Origin of the sequence: Planococcus sp. PAMC 21323 (assembly GCF_000785555.1) — a bacterium.
GTDB lineage: Bacteria > Bacillota > Bacilli > Bacillales_A > Planococcaceae > Planococcus.
Genome location: NZ_CP009129.1, coordinates 420340 through 444980, shown reverse-complemented (window position 1 = coordinate 444980; position 24641 = coordinate 420340). Strand labels below are relative to the sequence as shown.

General features: G+C 43.5%; 17 protein-coding genes, 9 tRNA genes and 3 rRNA genes. 4 read left to right on the top strand and 25 right to left on the bottom strand.

Features of this window, described 5'->3' with window-relative positions; genetic code table 11:
• Positions 1-176 precede the first annotated feature (176 nt).
• Positions 177-1754 (bottom strand): BCCT family transporter, encoded by a 1578-nt coding sequence (locus tag PLANO_RS02370; protein WP_038702641.1) that lies wholly within the window; start codon positions 1752-1754, stop codon positions 177-179.
• 596 nt (positions 1755-2350) lie between these two features.
• Between PLANO_RS02370 and PLANO_RS02365 the strand changes: the two genes are divergently transcribed.
• Entirely contained in the window at positions 2351-3766 is a 1416-nt protein-coding gene (locus tag PLANO_RS02365; protein WP_038702639.1) for a DHA2 family efflux MFS transporter permease subunit, read from the top strand.
• Between the two features lie 54 nt (positions 3767-3820).
• Here PLANO_RS02365 and PLANO_RS02360 read toward each other — a convergent pair whose 3' ends face one another.
• Entirely contained in the window at positions 3821-4264 is a 444-nt protein-coding gene (locus PLANO_RS02360; RefSeq protein WP_231554749.1) for a DUF6526 family protein, read from the bottom strand.
• A gap of 212 nt (positions 4265-4476) precedes the next feature.
• Between PLANO_RS02360 and PLANO_RS02355 the strand changes: the two genes are divergently transcribed.
• Positions 4477-5769, top strand: coding sequence for an LLM class flavin-dependent oxidoreductase (locus PLANO_RS02355; protein ID WP_197053125.1), 1293 nt, complete (start codon positions 4477-4479; stop codon positions 5767-5769).
• Positions 5770-5916: 147 nt separating this feature from the next.
• Here PLANO_RS02355 and groL read toward each other — a convergent pair whose 3' ends face one another.
• Together groL and groES are read right to left on the bottom strand one after the other, a co-directional pair.
• Positions 5917-7548 carry a chaperonin GroEL gene (groL, locus tag PLANO_RS02350; protein ID WP_038702632.1) on the bottom strand — a complete coding sequence of 544 codons (1632 nt, stop codon included), beginning with the start codon at positions 7546-7548 and terminating at the stop codon, positions 5917-5919.
• 31 nt (positions 7549-7579) lie between these two features.
• Complete coding sequence (groES, locus tag PLANO_RS02345) at positions 7580-7864, bottom strand: co-chaperone GroES (RefSeq protein ID WP_006831533.1); 285 nt, start codon at positions 7862-7864, stop codon at positions 7580-7582.
• Positions 7865-8055: 191 nt separating this feature from the next.
• Between groES and PLANO_RS02340 the strand changes: the two genes are divergently transcribed.
• Positions 8056-8874: a CPBP family intramembrane glutamic endopeptidase gene (locus PLANO_RS02340; RefSeq protein ID WP_081976612.1), complete on the top strand. Its 819-nt coding sequence runs from the start codon at positions 8056-8058 to the stop codon at positions 8872-8874.
• A gap of 16 nt (positions 8875-8890) precedes the next feature.
• Here PLANO_RS02340 and tatC read toward each other — a convergent pair whose 3' ends face one another.
• The 3 genes from tatC to PLANO_RS02325 all read right to left on the bottom strand — a co-directional run bounded on the left by tatC (position 8891) and on the right by PLANO_RS02325 (position 10591).
• On the bottom strand, positions 8891-9661 hold the full coding sequence (gene tatC / locus PLANO_RS02335) for a twin-arginine translocase subunit TatC (RefSeq protein WP_038702629.1): 771 nt from the start codon (positions 9659-9661) through the stop codon (positions 8891-8893).
• 30 nt (positions 9662-9691) lie between these two features.
• A complete protein-coding gene (locus PLANO_RS02330; protein ID WP_008429889.1) occupies positions 9692-9868 on the bottom strand; it encodes a twin-arginine translocase TatA/TatE family subunit in 177 nt (58 codons plus the stop codon).
• A gap of 90 nt (positions 9869-9958) precedes the next feature.
• Entirely contained in the window at positions 9959-10591 is a 633-nt protein-coding gene (locus PLANO_RS02325) for a redox-sensing transcriptional repressor Rex (protein WP_038702626.1), read from the bottom strand.
• Between the two features lie 132 nt (positions 10592-10723).
• On the opposite strand from PLANO_RS02325, the gene PLANO_RS02320 reads away from it, so the two are divergent.
• Positions 10724-12658: an ABC-F family ATP-binding cassette domain-containing protein gene (locus PLANO_RS02320; RefSeq protein ID WP_038702624.1), complete on the top strand. Its 1935-nt coding sequence runs from the start codon at positions 10724-10726 to the stop codon at positions 12656-12658.
• Between the two features lie 377 nt (positions 12659-13035).
• On the opposite strand, the gene tsaD is transcribed toward PLANO_RS02320, so the two are convergent.
• The 18 genes from tsaD to PLANO_RS02230 form a co-directional block, all read right to left on the bottom strand.
• Positions 13036-14055, bottom strand: coding sequence for a tRNA (adenosine(37)-N6)-threonylcarbamoyltransferase complex transferase subunit TsaD (gene tsaD / locus PLANO_RS02315; protein WP_038702622.1), 1020 nt, complete (start codon positions 14053-14055; stop codon positions 13036-13038).
• Positions 14048-14503, bottom strand: a complete 456-nt coding sequence (gene rimI / locus PLANO_RS02310) for a ribosomal protein S18-alanine N-acetyltransferase (protein ID WP_038702620.1) — start codon at positions 14501-14503, stop codon at positions 14048-14050. The genes tsaD and rimI overlap by 8 nt, the downstream gene beginning before the upstream one ends.
• Positions 14500-15195 (bottom strand): tRNA (adenosine(37)-N6)-threonylcarbamoyltransferase complex dimerization subunit type 1 TsaB, encoded by a 696-nt coding sequence (gene tsaB, locus PLANO_RS02305; RefSeq protein WP_038702618.1) that lies wholly within the window; start codon positions 15193-15195, stop codon positions 14500-14502. Before tsaB ends, rimI begins: the two co-directional genes overlap by 4 nt.
• Positions 15192-15644 carry a tRNA (adenosine(37)-N6)-threonylcarbamoyltransferase complex ATPase subunit type 1 TsaE gene (gene tsaE / locus PLANO_RS02300; protein ID WP_038702616.1) on the bottom strand — a complete coding sequence of 151 codons (453 nt, stop codon included), beginning with the start codon at positions 15642-15644 and terminating at the stop codon, positions 15192-15194. The genes tsaB and tsaE overlap by 4 nt, the downstream gene beginning before the upstream one ends.
• Before the next feature lie 138 nt (positions 15645-15782).
• Positions 15783-15855 (bottom strand) — tRNA-Asp (locus tag PLANO_RS02295).
• A 14-nt stretch (positions 15856-15869) separates the two neighbouring features.
• Positions 15870-15985, bottom strand: a 5S ribosomal RNA gene (gene rrf, locus PLANO_RS02290).
• 81 nt (positions 15986-16066) lie between these two features.
• Positions 16067-19000 (bottom strand): 23S ribosomal RNA (locus PLANO_RS02285).
• Between the two features lie 196 nt (positions 19001-19196).
• Positions 19197-20746 (bottom strand): 16S ribosomal RNA (locus PLANO_RS02280).
• Together the 16S, 23S and 5S rRNA genes with 9 tRNA genes alongside form the textbook arrangement of a ribosomal RNA operon.
• A 174-nt stretch (positions 20747-20920) precedes the next feature.
• A tRNA-Gly gene (locus PLANO_RS02275) sits at positions 20921-20994 on the bottom strand.
• Between the two features lie 21 nt (positions 20995-21015).
• A tRNA-Arg gene (locus PLANO_RS02270) sits at positions 21016-21092 on the bottom strand.
• A 13-nt stretch (positions 21093-21105) separates the two neighbouring features.
• Positions 21106-21191 (bottom strand) — tRNA-Leu (locus tag PLANO_RS02265).
• Between the two features lie 102 nt (positions 21192-21293).
• A tRNA-Gln gene (locus tag PLANO_RS02260) sits at positions 21294-21368 on the bottom strand.
• Between the two features lie 5 nt (positions 21369-21373).
• Positions 21374-21449: transfer RNA gene (locus tag PLANO_RS02255), tRNA-Asp, on the bottom strand.
• Positions 21450-21452: 3 nt separating this feature from the next.
• A tRNA-Met gene (locus tag PLANO_RS02250) sits at positions 21453-21529 on the bottom strand.
• 127 nt (positions 21530-21656) lie between these two features.
• A tRNA-Glu gene (locus PLANO_RS02245) sits at positions 21657-21731 on the bottom strand.
• Positions 21732-21736: 5 nt separating this feature from the next.
• Positions 21737-21811, bottom strand: a tRNA-Asn gene (locus PLANO_RS02240).
• Between the two features lie 172 nt (positions 21812-21983).
• Complete coding sequence (locus tag PLANO_RS02235; RefSeq protein WP_038702614.1) at positions 21984-22436, bottom strand: SprT family protein; 453 nt, start codon at positions 22434-22436, stop codon at positions 21984-21986.
• A 22-nt stretch (positions 22437-22458) separates the two neighbouring features.
• Positions 22459-24624: a Tex family protein gene (locus tag PLANO_RS02230; RefSeq protein ID WP_038702612.1), complete on the bottom strand. Its 2166-nt coding sequence runs from the start codon at positions 24622-24624 to the stop codon at positions 22459-22461.
• Between the last annotated feature and the right edge of the window lie 17 nt (positions 24625-24641).

Here is a 24641-nt window from a genome sequence, read left to right as displayed (position 1 = left end):
TCCTAACAATAACTTACATGACAAATCCGTAGGACACTAGTGACAATTGTCATATGAAGTCGAAATAGTGAAAGCGGTGCCATATTTTGAACATATTTTGCTTTTATCAAAAAAAAGCCAGCAACCTCATGATGAGCTGCTGACTGAATTATAATTTTTTCTCTAAGTTTTTCTGCTTATACATCTTTTAATGGATTCGTCCCAGTAGCTCTACTCTTCGATTTGGCAGTTCTACCAAATTGATCTTCAAACATGATTTTCGCAGCTTTTGGCGCAGCCCAGAACGTCGGTAATAACAACACCGAAACTGGCATTGCGGTAACGACAATAAACGATTGAATCGCTTGAACGCCGCCTTCGCTAATCATTAAGAGTACAATTGCTACCGCACCCATGACGATTGCCCAAAAAACGCGCATGCTTTTCGGTGGGTGACCATCACCTGTAATGGCTACCGAAATCGTATACGCCATTGAGTCTGCAGTCGTAACAACAAATAAGACTGTGACGACCAAGAACAATGGAGCGATCAATGAACTAAGTGGCAATTGTTGTGTAATAGCTACCATTGCAGCCGGCATTCCCGCAGTATTTAATGCGTTTGATACAATCCCTGGCTGAGCAAGTTCATAAAACATCCCCGTTCCGCCAACAACTGTAAACCAAAATGCGGTAACGATTGGAGCTGTAATTGACACAGCCAAAATCAATTCGCGAATTGTGCGTCCACGTGTGATCGTAGCGATGAAAATTGCCATCATTGGTCCATATCCAAGGAACCAACCCCAGAAAAAGATGGTCCAAGAACCTAACCAAACTGAATCTCCTCTAAACGTACTCATTGACAGGAATTCTTGAAGATGAACTCCAGTTGCTGCAAGAAACGTATCAAAGATAAACCCGCCTGGTCCTAACACTAAAATAGCTGCCATTAAAACTAGCGTAATAAGGATATTCAAATTACTTAAAAATTGTATTCCTTTACGCAAACCTGTAATAGCGGAAATGGTCGCTATCGCTACTACAATGATAATGATGGTTACTTGCGTAAACAAGTTATTCGGCACGCCGAACAATGCCTCCATACCATAAGCTGCTTGCAAACCGAGAAATCCAATCGGTCCAATTGTTCCGGCTGCGACCGCGATAACAGCCGATGCATCAATAATCGTACCTAATACGCTGTTTTTCATAATTTTTTCACCGAGCAACGGATACAATAGTGTACGTGGTTTTAACGGCATGCCTTTTTGGTAATGAGCATACATTAATACAATCGTTCCAAGCGTTCCAAGAATCGACCACGCAAGAAATCCCCAATGCAAATAGGATTGTGCAAAGGCAGGAACAATGGCGCTCTTAGTACCCGACTCTACACCTGAACCTGCAAAATTAGGCGAGACATCGAGAAAATGATACATCGGTTCTGCGGCTGCCCAAAATACGCCTCCGCCTGCTAATAAGGTTGTCATGATCATCGCAATCCATTTAAAATAAGGAACTTCTGGCTTGTCCATAGCACCAAGCCGGACCTTGCCGTATTTCGAAAATCCTAAAAAAAGTGCAATAAAGAATGTTCCCAATAACAAGACTTGCCAAAATGCACCGAAATAGTTAACGGCAAAATCAAATGATTGATTTACACTATTCGACACAAACTCTATATTGATAAATGCTGCAATAACAAAAGCGACCAGTAACCCACCACTGATTAACAGCACGGGCCAATCTGTCTTCGATCCATACTTCTTCAAACAATAAAACCTCCTATTAATAGTCTGTGCATCCACACATACTTTAAAAAGCAGAAAACTTCTCCACAATGATAATATCAACCTCACTAGCTGCTCCGTGTGACAGCGTGCTCTGCACATCTATTTCTAAACAGTATGTTCAATTGTCGTTGCCTTTTCTTTCGCATAAGAAGAGCACGTCACTCAAAAGCTTTTTGGCAATAAGTATGTAATTGTATATGAGTTACACACAATTTGACAACCCTTTTGACTCTTGGAAGAATAATTGAAGAATTCGTGTCAGAAACCGTCCATTTTATGGAATATCGATCTCGGGAAAATCCTGAAATATATGGTTATATTGAGTGAGGACGACTTATCACATCCTCTTTGAGCACGCATCATCATTCAAAATTCCGACGACAATTGGTGGCTTTGAGATATGCTATCGTAATAGCTCTCACAATCCTTTATGATGAAATCCTAAATATAGGACTACGAGCAAGTGAATTGAGGTATAGATTAATAACATCTATGATATAGAGATACTAATAATCATTTTCGTGACCATTGCAAGCTAAAATTCACGATAAAACTAAAGGAGTGCTATTCAATTAATGGTCAGTTCACAAACTCTTGATAATACACAGCCGTTTGATTTGAAAAAGCATATTCCTCTTTTAGCTGTTTTGCTATCAGGTGCTTTTATCACTATTTTAAATCAAACTCTTTTGGCTACAGCCCTTCCGCCGATTATGAACGATCTTCAAATTAGCGAAAGTACAGTCCAATGGCTGCAGTCTATTTTTATGCTAGTTAACGGGATTATGATTCCCATTACCGCCTTTTTAATCGGTAAGTTTACGACGCGTAGTTTGTTTTTAACCGCTATGAGTTTGTTTGCAGCAGGAACCTTACTCGCTGCTGTCTCTCCTAACTTCACCTTTTTATTAGGCGGACGCGTGTTACAAGGGGCCGGCGCTGGAATTATGATGCCGCTCTTGCAGACCGTTCTTTTTTTAATTTTCCCCGTTTCACAACGAGGAAAAGCAATGGGTATGTTTGGCTTGATTATTGCCTTTGCACCTGCAATAGGACCTAGTTTGTCAGGTTACTTAGTTGATCACTATCCGTGGCGAAGTGTTTTTTATGTTGTCTTACCGATCGCGATCATCATTATCATTTCTGCTTATTTCGTTCTAAAAAACGTTACTGAGCAAACGAACCCCAAAATGGATTATTTATCAATTGTCCTTTCGACTTTCGGGTTTGGTGGAATTCTCTACGGCTTTAGTATCGCTGGGAACGTGGGCTGGCTCAGCCCGAACGTAATCATTTCGCTTGTCGTTGGTGCTATTGCGCTTTACTGGTTTATCACGAGACAATTAAAACTAAAACAACCCATTCTCGAATTCCGTGTCTTTAAATACCGCATCTTCTCCATCGCAACCTCACTTGGCATGATCGTCTTTGCTTCGATGATTGCGACAACCGTTATTTTGCCACTGTTTATGCAAAACTTACTTGGGTTTGACGCGTTGCATTCGGGGTTGATGTTGTTACCAGGTGCGATCCTTATGGGAATTATGAATCCTGTAACGGGTGCTCTTTTCGATAAATACGGTGCCAAATGGCTATTGCGCATTGGGTTTGCCATTTTAACCATCACGACTTTTTTCTTTGCAAACTTATCCGAAGATACAACGTTTCTTTATCTATCCGTGTTGAACGCTATTCGAATGGTGGGAATTGCTATGGTGATGATGCCATCCACTACGCTTGGGTTGAATCAATTGCCGAATCATTTAATTCCTCATGGTACGGCCATGAACAATACGTTCCGCCAAATTTCAGGAGCTATTGGAACCGCCGTTCTTGTAACAGTTACCGTTACCGCTGCTAGTGACAATTCAGTTGCTGGTGCGATTCACGGAGTGAACATGGCCTTTGTTGTAGCCGGCATTGTTGCAGCCTTTGGGTTCTTGTTATCATTTGCTGTTAAAAGCCCAAAACCAGCTACGAAGAAAAATTAAAGACATATAAAAAGCTCACTTCATCTTTTCTAGATGAAGTGAGCTTTTTTGGATTTAAACGCGTTGGTGATCGGCACGCCACATATTAATCGACTTTTTAATGTCGTCTGCTGATAACTCTTCAATTACTGCACGTTCAGCTAATCCAACTACTTCCGCATCAGGTGCAAAACGCAAGGCGATTAGTTGTGATTTTGTTAAACGTGAATCCAAGCGATTTCCTGTCAGCATAAAGTAGCGCAATTGTTCTTCCGTACAAATTAAACGATCTTGTAAAGTGAGCGCATAAATTCTTGCGAGCATTCCTGGAATGATTGCGAGGATAATAATTGCAAATATCAATAATAATTGCATTGAAAATCCATTTTTCATAAATTGATAAATACCATAGCTTGCTGTTGTTATGAGCAATACAAAGCTTAACGGGACCCAGAAAAAAAGCTGTAACCTTGGGTAACGTACATGTTTTTCATACGATTGTTCTTTCAAAAATTTCACTCCTTAACTACCTATAGAGATACCATACTATACCGCAATACTTTTTCCTATTTTGTTGTTTGTATGAACTTTAGTATTCAAGCTAGTTTCAACAGTTTCCAAATTCTATCACGACACCTGTCTTGACACTTAACCTGGCACATACGATAATTTAAGATAAAGGATTATCGAAAGGACAATGCAGTGTGAGAAAACAACTAAAACTTGGAACCATGATTCATGGAGTCGGCGAAAAGATTTCAGATTGGCGCCACCCGGCAATGCCAGCGGATGCCAGTGTCAGTTTTGAATTTTACAAACAACAAGCGCAAACTTCAGAACGCGGCAAATTTGATTTTGTATTTATTGCAGATGCTTTATACATCAATGAAAAATCAAATCCGCATTACTTAAATCGCTTTGAACCGTTAACGATCCTTTCTGCCTTGGCAGCGATTACGTCAAACATCGGACTCGTTAGTACGTTATCTACAACCTATAGTGAACCGTTTTCAGCAGCACGCCAGTTTGCTTCATTAGATATGTTGAGTGGCGGACGCGCTGGATGGAACGCGGTTACTTCAGGACTGGAAAAAACCGCATTGAATTTTAGCAAACAACTCGACGATCACCCCAGTCACGCGGAACGCTACCGAATGGCTGCAGAATTTGTTCACGTCATGAAAGGCTTATGGAATTCGTGGGAAGATGATGCCTTTGTTCGTGATAAAGCGTCTGGGCAGTTTTTTGATCCAACCAAGTTGCATCCATTAAACCATCAAGGCGAATTCTTTTCTGTGCAAGGGCCGTTGAATATTGGTCGCTCACCACAAGGACAGCCCGTAATTTTCCAAGCCGGTTCTTCTAAAGACGGCATTGCTTTTTCTGCACAACAAGCAGATGCCGTCTTTGCCATTATGCCGAATATAGATGAAGCCACGCAGTATTGTAAAAATGTTAAAGAACAAGCCCGTTTGAGCGGTCGTCACTCTGAAGACATATTGGTCTTACAAGGCATCAGCCCGATTATCGGTGATACGGAAGAAGATGCCGAACGAAAATACCAAGAGCTGGCCAGTTTAGTAACGACCGAACAAGCTCTCGCTTTTTTAGGACGTCTATTTGAACACCATGATTTTTCTCAATACCCACTCGACGAACCGTTTCCAGAACTCGGAACCATCGGCAAAAACAGTTTCCAAAGCGATACCGACCGTATTAAAAAAGAAGCACGCGAGGAAAACTTAAGCTTGCGCCAAGTGGCTTTACGTGAAGCGACACCGCGCACACCTTTTATAGGCACACCTGAATACGTCGCTAATTTGATCGAATTGTGGTACGAACAACACGCAGCAGATGGCTTTATGATCATTGCCAATTTGCCAAGTGAACTCGAAGCGTTTGTCGACCAAGTGGTACCAATTCTGCAAGCACGCGGAATTTTCCGGAACGAATATGAAGGAAAGACGTTGCGTGACAATTTGGAGTTGCCTTATCTGGAAAAGCGGCAGTCTGTTAAGCGGTAAGTGCACTTTTCACAATAAAAAAATAAGAGCCTCACACTAATTCGTTGAATTGGTGTGAGGCTCTTTTGTGTAGTTTGATGTCGTGATTGTAAGCAATAAGATGTTTTTAACACATTAACCCTTATAAGTTCCAGGGTTAGGTGCTTATTACATCATGCCGCCCATGCCACCCATATCAGGCATGCCGCCGCCTTGTCCTGCTGGTTCTGGCAAGTCTGCAACAACCGCTTCAGTTGTTAAGAACATTGCCGCAACAGATGCTGCATTTTGTAATGCTGAACGGGTAACTTTAGTTGGATCAACGATTCCTTCTTCAACCATGTTCACCCATTCGCCGTTTGCAGCGTTATAGCCGATTCCGACTTCTTCTGTTTTCAGACGGTGAACGATGATAGATCCTTCAAGTCCTGCGTTTGTTGCGATTTGACGAACTGGCTCTTCAAGCGCACGAAGTACGATGTTGATCCCTGTTGCTACGTCGCCTTCTTGTGCTGTAAGAAGTTCTGCTACTTTGTTGTAGACGTTGACTAATGCTGTACCACCGCCGGCAACAATTCCTTCTTCTACAGCTGCACGAGTTGAGTTCAAAGCATCTTCAATGCGAAGTTTGCGTTCTTTCAATTCCGTTTCTGTAGCCGCTCCGACTTTGATGACAGCTACGCCGCCAGCTAATTTCGCTAGACGTTCTTGTAGTTTCTCTTTGTCGAATTCAGAAGTTGACTCTTCTAATTGGTTGCGGATTTGACCAACGCGCGCAACGATATGCTCTTGGTTGCCAGCGCCTTCTACGATTGTTGTGTTTTCTTTTGTCACAACAACTTTTGATGCACGACCTAGTTGAGCAATGTTTGTTGTTTTCAATTCAAGCCCTAGATCCTCTGTGATCACTTCTGCGCCAGTTAATGCTGCAATATCCTCAAGCATTGCTTTGCGACGATCACCGAAGCCTGGTGCCTTTACAGCTACTGCGTTAAACGTGCCACGCAATTTATTCACTACTAATGTTGCTAACGCTTCGCCTTCAACGTCTTCAGCAACGATCAGTAACGGTTTGCTTTGTTGAACCACTTGTTCAAGGACTGGTAAGATTTCTTGGATGTTGCCAATTTTCTTGTCCGTCACTAAAATAAATGGGTTTTCTAAAACAGCTTCCATTTTATCTGAATCGGTTACCATGTATGGTGATTGGTAGCCACGATCAAATTGCATACCTTCTACAACGTCAAGTTCCGTTGTAAAGCCACGTGATTCTTCTAATGTGATCACGCCGTCGTTACCCACGCGCTCCATTGCTTCTGCAATCAATTTGCCGACTTCTTCGTCCCCAGACGAAATCGCTGCAACTTGTGCAATTGACTCTTTGCCTTCGATTGGTTTTGAAATCGCTTTTAATTCGCTAAGTGCGCTTTCAACAGCTAATTCAATTCCGTGACGGATGCCGACTGGGTTTGCACCAGCTGTAACGTTTTTCAACCCTTCACGGATCATTGCTTGAGCAAGAACCGTTGCTGTAGTTGTACCATCACCAGCGATGTCGTTTGTTTTAGAAGCAACTTCCGCAACAAGTTTCGCACCCATGTTTTCAAAAGCATTTTCAAGTTCGATTTCTTTTGCGATTGTCACACCATCGTTGGTGATTAACGGCGAACCGAATTTTTTCTCAAGCACTACGTTACGCCCTTTTGGTCCAAGCGTTACTTTTACTGTGTCTGCTAATTTATCTACGCCTCTCAGCATTAAACTGCGTGCGTCTTCGCTGAACTTAATCTCTTTTGCCATGTTTAGCTTCCTCCTGTGTCGTTGGTTTATTTTAGCCTAAAACTGCTAATATATCGTTTTCACGTAAAATCAAATATTCTTTGCCTTCATATTTCAATTCAGAGCCTGCGTATTTCGAGAAGATAACGCGATCGCCAGCTTGCACGTCTAATTCTGTGCGCTGTCCGTTTTCACGAATAAGTCCATTTCCTACAGCGATCACATGGCCCTCCTGCGGTTTTTCTTGTGCCGATCCCGGTAAAACGATACCGCTTGATGTTTTTTCTTCCGCTTCGATGAGCTCAATAATTACACGATCTCCTAGTGGTCTTAACAAATGAAACACCCTCCTCAAATTATCTAAATGTTCTCGATTAGCACTCTCAACCTTTGAGTGCTAACCCATTATCAAGTTTAATAAAATCTTCAGTCTTTTGCAAGTAGGAACTATTATGATTTTGATTTCTTTGCGGTTATCTTCTGAAAGCTCTACAATAGAAGGAGTTTAAAAGTGAAAGGAATTGCATTATGCCCTCTAAACGAAAGAAATTCATAGACACATTTTTTGAGAACGATACTAGAAAAAAACCAACTGTACAAAAAAGTACCAATAATCGCCCAAAGTATAAAGGTAAAAAAACACCGCTTTATGTATTATTAATTTTCATCGCGGCACAGCTATCGCCGATCTTGTTTATTAGCCCTACCTTAGGCTACTTCCAAGACCAAGGCATGGACCGCGAAGCTGCTGGGTTTGCAACATCCGGCTGGCTAATCTTTTTAACGATGGGAATTGGCTTTATCTTAACGCTCATCCTCATATCCCGAGACAAACGCTTTTTCGATATTTGGAAAGGCAAAAAATCGTCTCTTCTCATGTCGATTATCTGGGGCTTTCTCGGCTTCTTGCTGTTACTCATCGGCCAATCCATTGCCGCTTTAATTGAAATGAATTTCCTTGGCATTGATCCCGGCTCTGAGAATACCGCTTCATTAGTTAACATTGCCGAAGTGGTGCCACTCGCGATCGTTTCAATTGTCTTGTTTGGTCCAGTTCTTGAAGAGCTTGTTTTCCGCCGCGTGTTGTTTGGGTCACTAAACCAGACAACCAACTTCTTTTTCGCAACTGCGGTGAGTGCATTGACGTTCGCGTTAATCCATTTCGACTTTACGCACCTATTGCTGTATTTCACAACCGGGTTGATTTTGGCTTTTCTATACCAGAAAACAAAAAGCATCGTCACGCCAATCATTGCGCATATTCTGTTAAACAGCTATGTAATGGTTATTCAATTGAACATGGACAAAATCATGGAATTTCAAAAACAACTGGAAAATTTACAGTAAAAAAAGCCTTCCCCGATCAATTCGGTGGAAGGCTTTCTTGTTGTTCTTCGATCGCTTGTTGCTGCTCTGCTTTTAAAAATTTACGGTAGCCGATTTTAGCAATCACAACACTAAATTCATACAATATAATAAGCGGTAACGTAACAATCATATGTGAAACGATGTCAGGCGGAGTAATAAACGCCGCAATGATCACCAATCCAAGATAGGCAAACTTACGATACTTAGTCATCAACATCGGTGTAATAATCCCGAGTCTTGTTAAAAACAACATCAGTACCGGTAGCTGGAAAATCACACCGAACGGCAACGTAATCTGGAACAAGAATTGAAAATACTCATTAATGCCGATGGTTTCTTGTATATTCATGTTATCGGATATATTCAACATAAATCCGATGACGTATGGAAACAAGATTAAATAGGCGAAAGCAATTCCACCTAAAAACAGTAGTACTGAAAACGGAATATAACTTAATGTCGCTCTCCGCTCTTTATCGAGAAGTCCAGGGCTTATAAACGCCCAGAATTGGTACATGATTAGCGGTGAAGTGATGATTAACGCTAAAATCATGGTTACCTGCATAAAAATCTTCAGTGGATCCGTAATTTTGAACGCATTCAAGGTAAGATTTTTTGCTTCTTCGGTATATTGCAAATACTGAATCAGCGGCTGTGCAATGAAAAAGCTAATAATAATCGCTAATACAAAGAAAACGACTAGAATGGTCAGTCGTTTTCTAAGTTCACCTATATGTTCAATTAATGTCATATCTTTTTCTGTCATCAGACAAACATCCTATCGTATATCCTTTTGCTAGTCTTTCTTTTTCAAATCTACTTTATCGTCGTCATCGTCTACAAGTCCTTTTGTTGCGTTTTTAAACTCACGCAAAGAAGAACCAAATGCTTTTCCGAGTTCCGGTAATTTTTTCGGACCGAAAACAAGTAAAGCAACAACACCGATAATAATGATACTCATTGGACCTGGCATACGTTGCACCTCCTGTATTATGGCTCTATTTTACATCATTCGAGCGGGTTTGGCTATTTCGAAAGGCTGTAGAAATGTGAAGGTTTTAAGTCATTGCTGCTTGATTTGGTAGATTAATGTTTGCAGCTCTACTGACAGATCAATGGTCTGGACACGGATATGTTCAGGCACCGAAATTCGAACCGGTGTGAAATTCAAAATCCCTTTAATATCCGTTTTTGCTAAACGGTCTGTTACTTCTTGAGCTGATCGGGAAGGCACGGTTAAAATAACCAACTCTATCCCGTATTCTTTAATCTTTTCTTCGATTTTATCGGGATGATACGTGTCAATGTCGTTGATCTTTTCGCCCTCTTTTGGACTATTGGAATCAAAAGCAACAATGATTTTTGTATTGTGATTGCGGTGAAAATTATACTTTAAGAATGCACTGCCAAGCCCACCAACACCAATTAATGCGACATTGGTCGCTTCATCTTGATCTAATGTTTTGCGAAAAAACAGCAGTAATTCTTGAACGTCATAGCCATAGCCTTTTTTACCATGTGCACCCAATTGAGAAAAATCACGGCGGATGGTAGCAGAATCAATTTTCATCGCTTCACTCAATTCCTGCGAAGAAATTCTTTTTTGTCCGGCGTTCGCAAAGTTTTGAAGAAAGCGATAATATAGTGGCAGCCTTTTTGTCGTGGCTTGCGGAATTTTAGATGTCTCTTGTAACATACGCTTTCGCATCCTCCTGAGGTGTTGTCAAATCGCTTTCATCTTACAGTAGGAGCATTGATATGTAAAGACTTGTGCAATTGCGAACACACGCCCTATCAGCTACACTTAAAGAGAATAGAGGTGACCTACATGATTGTTTTACAAGTAAACCAAGTCCATAAATCATTTGGCGCAGAAGAGATTCTCTCAGGCGTTAAATTAGAAGTACAACACCGCGATCGCGTGGCATTAGTAGGCCGCAACGGCGCAGGAAAATCGACTTTATTGAAAATTATTGCTGGAGATATGTCTTACGATAGCGGCGATATTAGCATGCCTAAAGATTTAACCATCGGCTATTTGGAACAACAAACCAATTTAGAATCAGACGCGACTATTTGGGATGAAATGATGACGATTTTCCATCATTTTCGTGAACAAGAATCGAAACTTCGCCATTTAGAAGCACAAATGGCAAATCCTGATGTCTATAACAACCCGGAAGAAAATGATAAAGTGATGAAACAATACGACGTTTTGCAGCATGACTTTAAAGATGCAGGCGGCTATCAATACGAATCGGATACACGCGCCATTCTTCACGGCATGAAATTTTATCCGGAAGATTACGATAAAAAAGTGACATCTTTATCAGGTGGGCAAAAAACGCGTCTTATGTTGGCGAAACATTTGCTAAGCAAACCCGAGCTTTTAATCCTCGATGAGCCGACCAACCACTTAGACATTGAAACCTTAAGTTGGTTGGAAAACTATTTGAAAAATTACCCTGGCGCTTTACTTATTGTTTCCCATGACCGTTATTTCCTAGATCAAGTAGTTACGCTCGTATATGAAGTATCTCGTCATCGCGTTAAAAAGTATACCGGTAACTACAGTCGATACTTGGACGAAAAATCGAAGCAATACGAACTTGACCAAAAGCAGTTTGAAAAACAACAAGGGGAAAAGGCTAAGCTCGAAGATTACGTCCAGCGCAACTTAGCCCGAGCTTCCACAACGAAAATGGCGCAAAGCCGCCGGAAAGTTTTGCAGAAAACCGATTGGATGGAAGCCCCCGATGGCAATGAAAAATCAGCGAGCTTTGGTTTTACAATTGGCAAACAAAGCGGTAACGATGTATTGAATATACAATCGTTAGCTATTGGCTATAGCACAGAACCCGTATCCAAAGACATTTCAGCAAAACTATACCGCCAAGAAAGTTTAGCTTTAGTCGGACCAAACGGTGTCGGAAAATCTACACTGCTAAAAACCATTATGAAAGAGTTAAAGCCATTAGAAGGCGATATTCATTATGGTACAGGTATTCAGTTTGGCTATTACGACCAAGAACAAGCCAATTTAAAAGGCAATAAGCTGGTACTGAACGAATTATGGGACGACTACCCGCTCATTAACGAAAAAGACATACGTGGCATATTAGGTCGATTCTTGTTTACCGGTGACGATGTGCTAAAACCTGTTTCTACATTATCAGGTGGCGAAAAAGCACGTGTGGCACTAGCAAAACTTATGATGCAAAAAGCCAATGTCTTGTTGTTAGATGAGCCAACCAACCATTTGGACCTCGACAGTAAAGAAGTTTTGGAAAATGCATTATTAGATTACCCTGGTACATTACTTTTTGTTTCCCATGACCGTTACTTTATGAACCGCATTGCAACAAAAGTAATTGAACTTACGCAAGATGGCACGACTGAATACTTGGGTGACTACGATTATTATGTAGAGAAAAAATTAGAGATTGCTGAACTAAAAGCACTCGATGAAGCCGGTTCGGTCACTGAAGTAAAAGCTCCAGTTGCTTCCTCTACTTCTCAGATTGACAAAGAAGCGAAAAAGCGCGAACGTCAATTGCTTCGACAATCAGAAGAAATCGAACAATCGATGGAAAAGCTAGATTTACAAATTACTGACATCGAAAAACAACTATGCAAGCCAGAAATCTTCCAAGATCATGAACGAGTACTACCACTTCAAAATGAACTTGAAGAGCTCAAGTCCACTCATGAAGAAGTTATGACGCAATGGCTTGAAATTCAGGAAGAAATTGAAAATATGTAGTTGAAACCGGCTAGGGTATAGCCGGTTTTTTTGATACTATATATAGGTCAATAGCTATTTGCAAAATATTTATTTCCACAGATTTCTCCACAAACTCGATAGTGTCTTATCAACGGTCAACAGACTTCTCCACATTATCCACAGAATAACTAAAAGTTATACACATAGTTTTCCACTTTCTAGTACACAATATGTAGGATACCCCCCTTTTATCCTCTAGTTATAAACAGTTTATTCACAAATTGTGCATAAGTACAAATGTTCTCTATTGACAGAACAATTTTCTTTATAATGCAGAAGACTGAATTTTATGGTAAATAAAAACAAGCAATTTCACACATCTCAGATTTACTGAAATGATGAAATTACTTGTTTTATTAAACCCATGATGTCAATTGCATACCTGGTCGTCCATTCATGGCCATTGTGCCGAACAGTCCTTTTTGATACATGACAGTTCCTGCCGCTGCGATCATGGCTGCATTATCTGTACATAATGGTAACGAAGGAATATAGAATGGTACTCCTTTTTCATTGAATGATTTTTCTAAAGAGCTTCGCAATCCTTTATTCGCAGCAACTCCACCTGCGGCAATGACTTGACGAACTTGATATTCTTCAGCTGCACGAACCGTTTTACCCGTTACAACTTCAACCACACTGTTTTGAAAACCTGCTGCTACGTGCTCAGGCACCACTTTTTCACCGCGTTGAGCTGCATTATGCATATAATTTAAGACGGACGATTTTAATCCACTAAAACTAAAATCGTACGACCCTTCTTCCAGCCAAACTCTTGGGAACATGATCGCTTCTTCTCCAACATGTGCCAAGCGATCAATATGAGGGCCACCAGGATAAGGCAGGTCTAATGTCCGTGCCACTTTATCATAAGCTTCTCCTGCTGCATCATCACGCGTTTCTCCAATAACAGTGAAATCACCATGTTCTTTCATATAAATAAGCTCTGTATGGCCACCAGAAATCACTAAAGCAAGCAGTGGGAATTCCATTTCCTGTTCTAAACGATTGGCGTATATATGACCTGCAATATGATGAACGCCTACTAAAGGTAGTTGATGAGCAAAAGCAAAAGCTTTAGCGGCGTTAACGCCCACTAGTAAAGCACCGACTAATCCAGGTCCTTCTGTTACTGCGACTGCATTCAATTGATGCGGTTCTAGTTGCGCTAATTGCAAAGCTTCTTCAATGACTAAAGTGATTTGCTCTACATGGTGTCTTGAAGCGATTTCTGGTACCACGCCACCAAAGCGTTTATGGCTTTCAATTTGAGATGCTACAACATTCGAGATGATTTCCGTTCCATTTTTAACAACAGAAGCTGCTGTTTCATCACAGCTTGTTTCGATTCCCAATATATAAATGTCTTTATTCATCGAATTTCACCCACATAACTATGGCATCTTCGTAATTATCCGTATAATACCGCTTACGAATGCCACCATTTTTAAATCCTAACTTTCGATAAAGATTTTGAGCTACTGTATTACTGACTCGAGCTTCTAATGTCATTAATACAGCCCCTTGCGCTTTCGCAGTCTCAATCGCCGCTTCCATTAATCCGCCACCTAGTTTTTTCCCTCGCTGATCCGGGTGAATAGCGATATTGGTCACATGTGCTTCATCCATCACAAGCCACATTCCACAATATCCAACAATACCTTCCTCCGTTTCAGCAATAACATAATACGCATGCTCATTAATATTCATTTCATTGAAAAAAGCATCCTTCGTCCAAGGCAGTGTAAAAGACAGTTTTTCAATTTCGTAAACCGCGTCAACGTCTTCAACCGTCATTTTTCTATAACTTACGGTTTCACTCATAGCGCTTTACCTTCTTGAGCTTTATTATAGTTTGCTTCAGCTTCTGTAATCCGGCGATACTCAGGAACAGCGTGATGAACAGCGCTTTCCTTAGACTCTTGAGCCAACAGGATCAAGTTTGATGCGCGTGGCAATCTATTTGAAACTTCACTCCAATGAGCCTGCTCCCCAAGCACTTCTTTAATAAGTGCTTGGTGCAAGTCAGCGTCAACTCCGGTAAACATGACAGGACGATTGAGTTCTTTAATTTTGTGTAAGAATTCTTTTACATCACTATGTCGATCAGCAAAAACAGTGTTTAAGCTAAGACCTTCATACAAGCCGATAAAAGCTGTTCCTCGCCGAGCATCCATTATTGGACAAACTAGCCCCTCAAAGCCCTTTCCGTTTGCTGCAAGTACTTTTAAACTTGAAACAAGATGGAGTGGAATTTTCAATGACCATGCTAATGTCTTGGCAATCGTTAAACCAATACGTACTCCTGTATACGAACCGGGTCCTTCCGCTACTGCTATATGCGTCAAGTCCGCAGGTGCAACTTTTGCCTTTTTCATCATTTCTTCAATGGCAGGCATCGCTGTTAACGAGTGATTGATTTTTAAATTAGATGTTTCTTCTATTAAAACTCTTCCATCCTCAACTAACGCGAGAGACAGTGGAGAATTCGAGGTATCAATTCCGAGATAGATCATAAGTTTAGCTCCCTGCAAAGATTTTCATACCGTCTGCCAATCGGATTCAAGGTCATTTTTCGTTCTTGTTCAGATTGTCGGTTGATGGTGATTTCTAAGCGTTCTTTTGGTAAATATTCTTCAATAAATCTTGCCCATTCAACAACCGATACAGCTTCGCTATCGAAGAATTCATCAAAGCCAATATCTTCGTCGCTGTTTTCGAGACGATAGACATCGAAATGATTCAAGTCTAGTCGACCCGAATATTGTTTTAAGATGGTAAACGTTGGACTGTTCACCATCCGTTGAATGCCAAGACCTTTAGCTAAGCCTTTTGTAAAAGTAGTTTTTCCAGCACCCAAATCTCCTTCAAGCGTTAGCAAATCTCCAGCCTCTAATCGTTCCGCAAGATAGATAGCAAAGCTTTCGGTTTCTTCAGGCGATTTTAGTATTTTAGTATATGTCATTTATCATGTCACCTCTATTGAGTCTTTACATAGTTTAGCGAAATAGTTGAAGTAAATCAAAATATATTGTTTTTTAGCTAAGATTTTTGGATAAAAAAAATAAACACAGCATGATCGCTGTGTTTATTATCAAAATTACGGTCCCGACCGGGATCGAACCGGCGATCTCCTGCGTGACAGGCAGGCATGTTAACCGCTACACCACGGGACCAAAAAAAAAAAACAGACCAGCGACGTCTTACTCTCACAGGGGGAAACCCCCAACTACCATCAGCGCAAAAGAGCTTAACTGCCGTGTTCGGGATGGGAACGGGTGTGGCCTCTTTGCCATCATCACTGGACTATTTGGTTGAGTGCTTGTTCACTCAAAACTGGATAAACGACATTGGAAACAGTGACGCAAAAGCTTCGCCTACAATTTGTTGGTTAAGTCCTCGATCGATTAGTATTCGTCAGCTGCACGTGTCGCCACGCTTCCACCTCGAACCTATCTACCTCATCGTCTTTGAGGGATCTTACTTGCTTGCGCAATGGGAAATCTCATCTTGAGGGGGGCTTCGTGCTTAGATGCTTTCAGCACTTATCCCGGCCACACATAGCTACCCAGCGATGCCCTTGGCAGAACAACTGGTACACCAGCGGTGTGTCCATCCCGGTCCTCTCGTACTAAGGACAGCTCCTCTCAAATTTCCTGCGCCCGCGACGGATAGGGACCGAACTGTCTCACGACGTTCTGAACCCAGCTCGCGTACCGCTTTAATGGGCGAACAGCCCAACCCTTGGGACCGACTACAGCCCCAGGATGCGATGAGCCGACATCGAGGTGCCAAACCTCCCCGTCGATGTGGACTCTTGGGGGAGATAAGCCTGTTATCCCCGGGGTAGCTTTTATCCGTTGAGCGATGGCCCTTCCATGCGGAACCACCGGATCACTAAGCCCGTCTTTCGACCCTGCTCGACATGTACGTCTCGCAGTCAAGCTCCCTTCTGCCTTTACACTCTACGAATGATTTCCAACCATTCTGAGGGAACCTTTGGGCGCCTCCGTTACTCTTTAGGAGGCGACCGCCCCAGTCAAACTGCCCGCCTGACACTGTCTCCCAAGCCGATCAGGCTTGTGGGTTAGAATTTCAATACAACCAGGGTAGTATCCCACTGACGCCTCCTCCGAAGCTGGCGCTCCGGAATCTCAGGCTCCTACCTATCCTGTACAAGTTGCACCAAAATTCAATATCAGGCTACAGTAAAGCTCCACGGGGTCTTTCCGTCCTGTCGCGGGTAACCTGCATCTTCACAGGTACTATAATTTCACCGAGTCTCTCGTTGAGACAGTGCCCAGATCGTTACGCCTTTCGTGCGGGTCGGAACTTACCCGACAAGGAATTTCGCTACCTTAGGACCGTTATAGTTACGGCCGCCGTTTACTGGGGCTTCAATTCGCACCTTCGCTTGCGCTAAGCACTCCTCTTAACCTTCCAGCACCGGGCAGGCGTCAGCCCCTATACGTCACCTTACGGTTTTGCAGAGACCTGTGTTTTTGCTAAACAGTCGCCTGGGCCTATTCACTGCGGCTCTCTCGGGCTATTCACCCTACCAGAGCACCCCTTCTCCCGAAGTTACGGGGTCATTTTGCCGAGTTCCTTAACGAGAGTTCACTCGCTCACCTTAGAATTCTCTTCTCGCCTACCTGTGTCGGTTTGCGGTACGGGCACCTCCCGCCTCGCTAGAGGCTTTTCTTGGCAGTGTGAAATCAGGGACTCTAAGGGTAAACCCTCTTGCCATCACAGCTCAACGTATCAGGAATGGGATTTGCCTCATTCCACGCCTCACTGCTTGGACGTGCACAACCAACGGCACGCTCTCCTTATCCTTCTGCGTCCCCCCATTGCTCAAACGGCGGGGAGGTGGTACAGGAATATCAACCTGTTGTCCATCGTCTACGCCTATCGGCCTCGACTTAGGTCCCGACTAACCCTGAGCGGACGAGCCTTCCTCAGGAAACCTTAGGCATTCGGTGGACGGGATTCTCACCCGTCTTTCGTTACTCATACCGGCATTCTCACTTCTAAGCGCTCCACCAGTCCTTCCGGTCTGACTTCTACGCCCTTAGAACGCTCTCCTACCACGGATCTCTTACGAGATCCATCCACAGCTTCGGTAATCCGTTTAGCCCCGGTACATTTTCGGCGCAGTGTCACTCGACCAGTGAGCTATTACGCACTCTTTAAATGATGGCTGCTTCTAAGCCAACATCCTGGTTGTCTAAGCAACGCCACATCCTTTTCCACTTAACGGATATTTGGGGACCTTAGCTGGTGGTCTGGGCTGTTTCCCTCTTGACTACGGATCTTATCACTCGCAGTCTGACTCCCAAGCATAAATCACTGGCATTCGGAGTTTGTCTGAATTCGGTAACCCGGGATGGGCCCCTAGTCCAAACAGTGCTCTACCTCCAGGATTCTCTATCTTGAGGCTAGCCCTAAAGCTATTTCGGAGAGAACCAGCTATCTCCAGGTTCGATTGGAATTTCTCCGCTACCCACACCTCATCCCCGCACTTTTCAACGTGCGTGGGTTCGGGCCTCCAGTAAGTGTTACCTTACCTTCACCCTGGACATGGGTAGATCACCTGGTTTCGGGTCTACAACTACATACTCTGTCGCCCTATTCAGACTCGCTTTCGCTGCGGCTCCGCCTTCTCAGCTTAACCTTGCATGTAATCGTAACTCGCCGGTTCATTCTACAAAAGGCACGCCATCACCCATTAACGGGCTTTGACTACTTGTAGGCACACGGTTTCAGGATCTATTTCACTCCCCTTCCGGGGTGCTTTTCACCTTTCCCTCACGGTACTGGTTCACTATCGGTCACTAGGAAGTATTTAGCCTTGGGAGATGGTCCTCCCAGATTCCGACGGAATTTCACGTGTTCCGCCGTACTCAGGATCCACTCTGGAGGGGTAGGGTTTTCGGCTACGGGGCTGTTACCCGCTGTGGCGGACCGTTCCAGGTCGCTTCGCCTAATCCTACCTTTTGTAACTCCGTATAGAGTGTCCTACAACCCCAAGAGGCAAGCCTCTTGGTTTGGGCTGATCCCGTTTCGCTCGCCGCTACTCAGGGAATCGCATTTGCTTTCTCTTCCTCCAGGTACTTAGATGTTTCAGTTCCCTGGGTCTGCCTTCTCATGTGCTATAGATTCACACATGGATACTACCCGATTAAAGGTAGTGGGTTCCCCCATTCGGAAATCTCCGGATCATCGCTCACTTACAGCTCCCCGAAGCATATCGGTGTTAGTGCCGTCCTTCTTCGGCTCCTAGTGCCAAGGCATCCACCGTGCGCCCTTTCTAACTTAACCAATGGTTAATTAAAAAGTTGTGACCAATGGTCACGCGTACTTGAATTTCTTGCATTTGTTTCAATGTCGTTTTATCCAGTTTTCAAAGAACAAGTTTGAAAGTCACAAAAAAAGGCGTTGCCGCCTGAAGGTGAACCTTCAAAACTGAACGCAAAACGTCAACCCCGAGAAAACTCGGTTCCGAATTTATCCTTAGAAAGGAGGTGATCCAGCCGCACCTTCCGATACGGCTACCTTGTTACGACTTCACCCCAATCATCTGTCCCACCTTCGGCGGCTGGCTCCACAAGGGTTACCTCACCGACTTCGGGTGTTACAAACTCTCGTGGTGTGACGGGCGGTGTGTACAAGGCCCGGGAACGTATTCACCGTGGCATGCTGATCCACGATTACTAGCGATTCCGGCTTCATGCAGGCGAGTTGCAGCCTACAATCCGAACTGAGAACGGTTTTATGGGATTGGCTCCCCCTCGCGGGTTGGCAACCCTTTGTACCGTCCATTGTAGCACGTGTGTAGCCCAGGTCATAAGGGGCATGATGATTTGACGTCATCCCCACCTTCCTCCGGTTTGTCACCGGCAGTCACCTTAGAGTGCCCAACTGAATGCTGGCAACTAAGATCAAGGGTTGCGCTCGTTGCGGGACTTAACCCAACATCTCACGACACGAGCTGACGACAACCATGCACCACCTGTCACCACTGTCCCCGAAGGGAAAAGTGTATCTCTACACCGGGCAGTGGGATGTCAAGACCTGGTAAGGTTCTTCGCGTTGCTTCGAATTAAACCACATGCTCCACCGCTTGTGCGGGCCCCCGTCAATTCCTTTGAGTTTCAGCCTTGCGGCCGTACTCCCCAGGCGGAGTGCTTAATGCGTTAGCTGCAGCACTAAGGGGCGGAAACCCCCTAACACTTAGCACTCATCGTTTACGGCGTGGACTACCAGGGTATCTAATCCTGTTTGCTCCCCACGCTTTCGCGCCTCAGCGTCAGTTACAGACCAGAAAGTCGCCTTCGCCACTGGTGTTCCTCCACATCTCTACGCATTTCACCGCTACACATGGAATTCCACTTTCCTCTTCTGCACTCAAGTTCTCCAGTTTCCAATGACCCTCCACGGTTGAGCCGTGGGCTTTCACATCAGACTTAAAGAACCGCCTGCGCGCGCTTTACGCCCAATAATTCCGGACAACGCTTGCCACCTACGTATTACCGCGGCTGCTGGCACGTAGTTAGCCGTGGCTTTCTGGTGAGGTACCGTCAAGGTACCAGTAGTTACTTGGTACTTGTTCTTCCCTCACAACAGAGTTTTACGATCCGAAAACCTTCGTCACTCACGCGGCGTTGCTCCGTCAGACTTTCGTCCATTGCGGAAGATTCCCTACTGCTGCCTCCCGTAGGAGTCTGGGCCGTGTCTCAGTCCCAGTGTGGCCGATCACCCTCTCAGGTCGGCTACGCATCGTCGCCTTGGTAGGCCATTACCCCACCAACTAGCTAATGCGCCGCGGGCCCATCCTGCAGTGACAGCCGAAACCGTCTTTCCGTGCAGCCTCAGGAGAGGCCGCAAACTATTCGGTATTAGCACCGGTTTCCCGGAGTTATCCCGATCTGCAGGGCAGGTTGCCCACGTGTTACTCACCCGTCCGCCGCTAAACATTGGGAGCAAGCTCCCAATGTTCCGCTCGACTTGCATGTATTAGGCACGCCGCCAGCGTTCGTCCTGAGCCAGGATCAAACTCTCCATTATAGAGTAGTGTTGATTGCTCAATACTGCTGGCGTATCGCCGTCCGAAGACGCACGATTCGCTTTGATCTGCGTAAGCTGATCAGTAAGTTTTGCGCGGGCCGTTTTGCGCGACCGTTGCTATTTGTTGACGTTTTGCTGTTCAGTTTTCAAGGTTCAGTTATTAATTTAAAATTATGGAGCGGGTGAAGGGAATCGAACCCTCATCATCAGCTTGGAAGGCTGAGGTTTTACCACTAAACTACACCCGCATTATTATAAGAAGAAATTTATGGTGCGCCCGAGAGGACTCGAACCTCTAACCGCTTGATTCGTAGTCAAGTACTCTATCCAATTGAGCTACGGGCGCATTAGAGATTATATGGTGCGGCCGAGAAGAGTCGAACTTCCACGGGATTTCTCCCACTAGGCCCTCAACCTAGCGCGTCTGCCATTCCGCCACGACCGCTTGAATTAATTTTAGAGACAAATTCTATTATACTGCATCTTCACTTTAATGTCAATGAGAAATTAGAATTTCTAATTCATTGTCGTTTCGGCTTATTAATAATGGCTGGGGTACCTGGATTCGAACCAGGGCATGACGGGATCAAAACCCGTTGCCTTACCGCTTGGCTATACCCCAATAAATGGCGGTCCCGACCGGGATCGAACCGGCGATCTCCTGCGTGACAGGCAGGCATGTTAACCGCTACACCACGGGACCATTTGGTTGCGGGGGCAGGATTTGAACCTGCGACCTTTGGGTTATGAGCCCAACGAGCTACCGAACTGCTCCACCCCGCGACAATAATATTAGATTATTTTTTTCAAAAAACAATAATTCGTTTTTTTATAGTTGTTTAACTCATGTATTAGTGTACCACAGTTATTATCTAACTATAACTTTTCAGATTAATTGTTTTTTAAAAGTTGGTGACCCCTACGGGATTCGAACCCGTGTTACCGCCGTGAAAGGGCGGTGTCTTAACCGCTTGACCAAGGGGCCATAAATGGCTCCGAAGGTAGGACTCGAACCTACGACCATCGCATTAACAGTGCGGTGCTCTACCACTGAGCTACTTCGGAATAATGTTTAATTACTTGTCGACTTTTTCTATTATAGAGAGGTCTGAGAGAATCGTCAATACCTTTTTCGTTTTAATTTTACTTTTGTTTTTCTTTAGAGAAAATTACACTCTAGTCCCAAATAAAAAAGGAGACAAACCAGTTGTGGGTTGTCTCCTTTTCAGCTGAATTATTATTGTGCTACTAGTTTTCCCGAGCAGCGACCACATCTGTAGCGTTCTGTATTCATCCGAATCTTACGCTTGTAGTTTGTTTCGCACATTACACATTGATAAACATAAGTCTTCATAGAGCGCTGCTTCGTTTTGTTTTCTAACAATGAACAAAAACGAGGTGATCCTGTTTTCTGGAGTAATTCTTTAAAATCTTGATCTCGATGCTTATATCCTCTTCCTTCTATATGAAGATGGTAATGGCAAAGCTCGTGTTTAATAATCCCTTCCAATTCGACATATCCAAATTTCTCATAAGACCTTGGATTTATTTCAATATGATGAGAACGCAACAGATACCTGCCCCCTGTTGTTCTCAATCTTGAATTGAAAATACCTTCATGCCGAAATGGCTTAGAAAAATTTTCTAGCGAGATCTCTTTTATTAGTTCTGTTAGTTCTTCGTTCGTCATAGTAATTCCCCTATACTTAAAGTTAAAGGGTTTGCTCTTCCGGTTGTAACATCGTTAAGGCAATGCGTCCTTTATCTTTTTCTACTTTTTCAACCCAAGCAGTGACAATGTCCCCTACCGCAACTACCTCTAGTGGATGCTTTACAAAACCTTTTTTCAGTTTCGAGATATGGACCAAGCCATCTTGCTTTACTCCGATGTCAATAAACGCGCCAAAGTCGACTACGTTACGAACAGTCCCTTGCACTTCCATGCCCGGAAGTAAGTCTTCCATTTTCAAAATATCGTTTTTCAATAGCGGCTGCGGAAATTCATCACGCGGATCACGGAACGGTTTTTTCAACGCATCCAAAATATCTTTCAAGGTTATTTCTCCGACACCCCACTCTGCACTTAACTCGGATAGCTCGAGCGCTTCAAGTTTTTCAGAGATACCTACTTTACCAACAGATTTTTTGTCTTCCCCTACTAGTTTCAAGAGTTTTTCTGCAATGTCATAACTCTCCGGATGAATACCTGTTGCGTCTAACGGATTCTTACCTTCAGGAATCCGCAAAAATCCGATTGCTTGTTCATACGTCTTCGCGCCTAGACGCGGAATTTTTTTCAGCTGAGCGCGTGAAGTAAAGCGACCATTCTCATCTCTTACCTTAATTACGTTTTCAGCTACAGTTTTACTTAAACCTGCTACATAATGCAATAACGAAGCGGAGGCCGAGTTAACGTTGACTCCTACTTGGTTAACAGCCGTTTCTACAACAAAAGTTAGTTGGTCTGCTAATTTCTTTTGAGAAACATCGTGCTGGTATTGACCAACTCCTACAGCTTTCGGGTCAATCTTCACCAGCTCAGACAGCGGATCTTGCAAACGACGTGCAATAGATGCCGCACTTCGTTCTTCAACTTTTAAATCCGGGAACTCAGCTCGCGCGATATCAGACGCCGAATAAACACTAGCACCTGCTTCGTTGACAATGACATAAGAAATATTTGCCGAAGTTTCCGATAAGAAGTCCGCAACAAATTGCTCAGTTTCACGAGATGCTGTACCGTTACCAATCGCCATGATTTCAATCGGGTACTTGGCCGTTAAGCGCTCCATAATTTTTTTCGAGCCTGCTTGATCAGATTTTGGTGGGTGTGGATAAATAACTGCTACCTCTAAAAGTTTTCCGGTCTCATCGATGACTGCCAGTTTGCAACCTGTTCGGTAAGCTGGGTCTACCCCTAAAACCATTTTGTTTTTCATTGGTGGCTGCAGTAAAAGGTTGCGTAAGTTTTCTGAGAAGATGTGAATGGCTTGCGTTTCACCTTTCTCACTCAACTCGGCGCGAATTTCTCGTTCGACGGATGGCTGGATCAATCGCTTATAACTATCTTCGATTGCTGCAGCTATCACCTCTGTCGTTGAGTGAGTTTGCTTTATCCAATTATTTTTCATCAACGTAACGATGCGATCAACTGGTGGATTAACGGAAACTTTTAGCACATCTTCTTTTTCTCCACGATTAATCGCTAAAATTCGATGCGGAACAATTTTTTGGATTGCTTCTTCGTATTCGTAATACATTTGAAAAACTTGTTTTTCGTCTTCATGATTTTTTTTAGCTATTGTAGCGATGGTTCCGCTTTTTCGGGTCATGTAACGAATTTTCTCTCGAACATCCGGGTCGTCCGCAAATAATTCCGCTAAAATATCTTGTGCGCCTTGAATGGCTTCTTCAGCAGAAGTAACCCCTTCTTCTTCATTGACAAATGTATCTGCTTTTTCCATTAACTTTTCATCGCCAGGTGCTAGCATCCAATCAGCTAACGGTTGCAAGCCTTTTTCTTTAGCGATAATTGCTTTTGTGCGCCGTTTTTGTTTGTATGGTCGATATAAATCTTCTAGGCGTTGTAAAACAGTAGCTCCATTAATCGCCTTTTCTAGTTCCTCTGTTAGTTTTTCTTGTTCTGTGATTGAACGAATCACTTCTATTTTTCGCTGTTCTAAATTTTGAATGTATGTATATCGATCATCAATCGCCTTAATCTGAACTTCATCTAACGAGCCGGTTGCTTCTTTTCTGTAGCGCGCGATAAAAGGTACGGTGTTGCCATCTTCTATTAATGCGATAACTTGCGCAACTTGGTCTTTTCGCACGTCCGCTTCTTTTGCGATTAATGTATGTATTTGTTGCATTTCCATCTAGACACTCCCCTTCA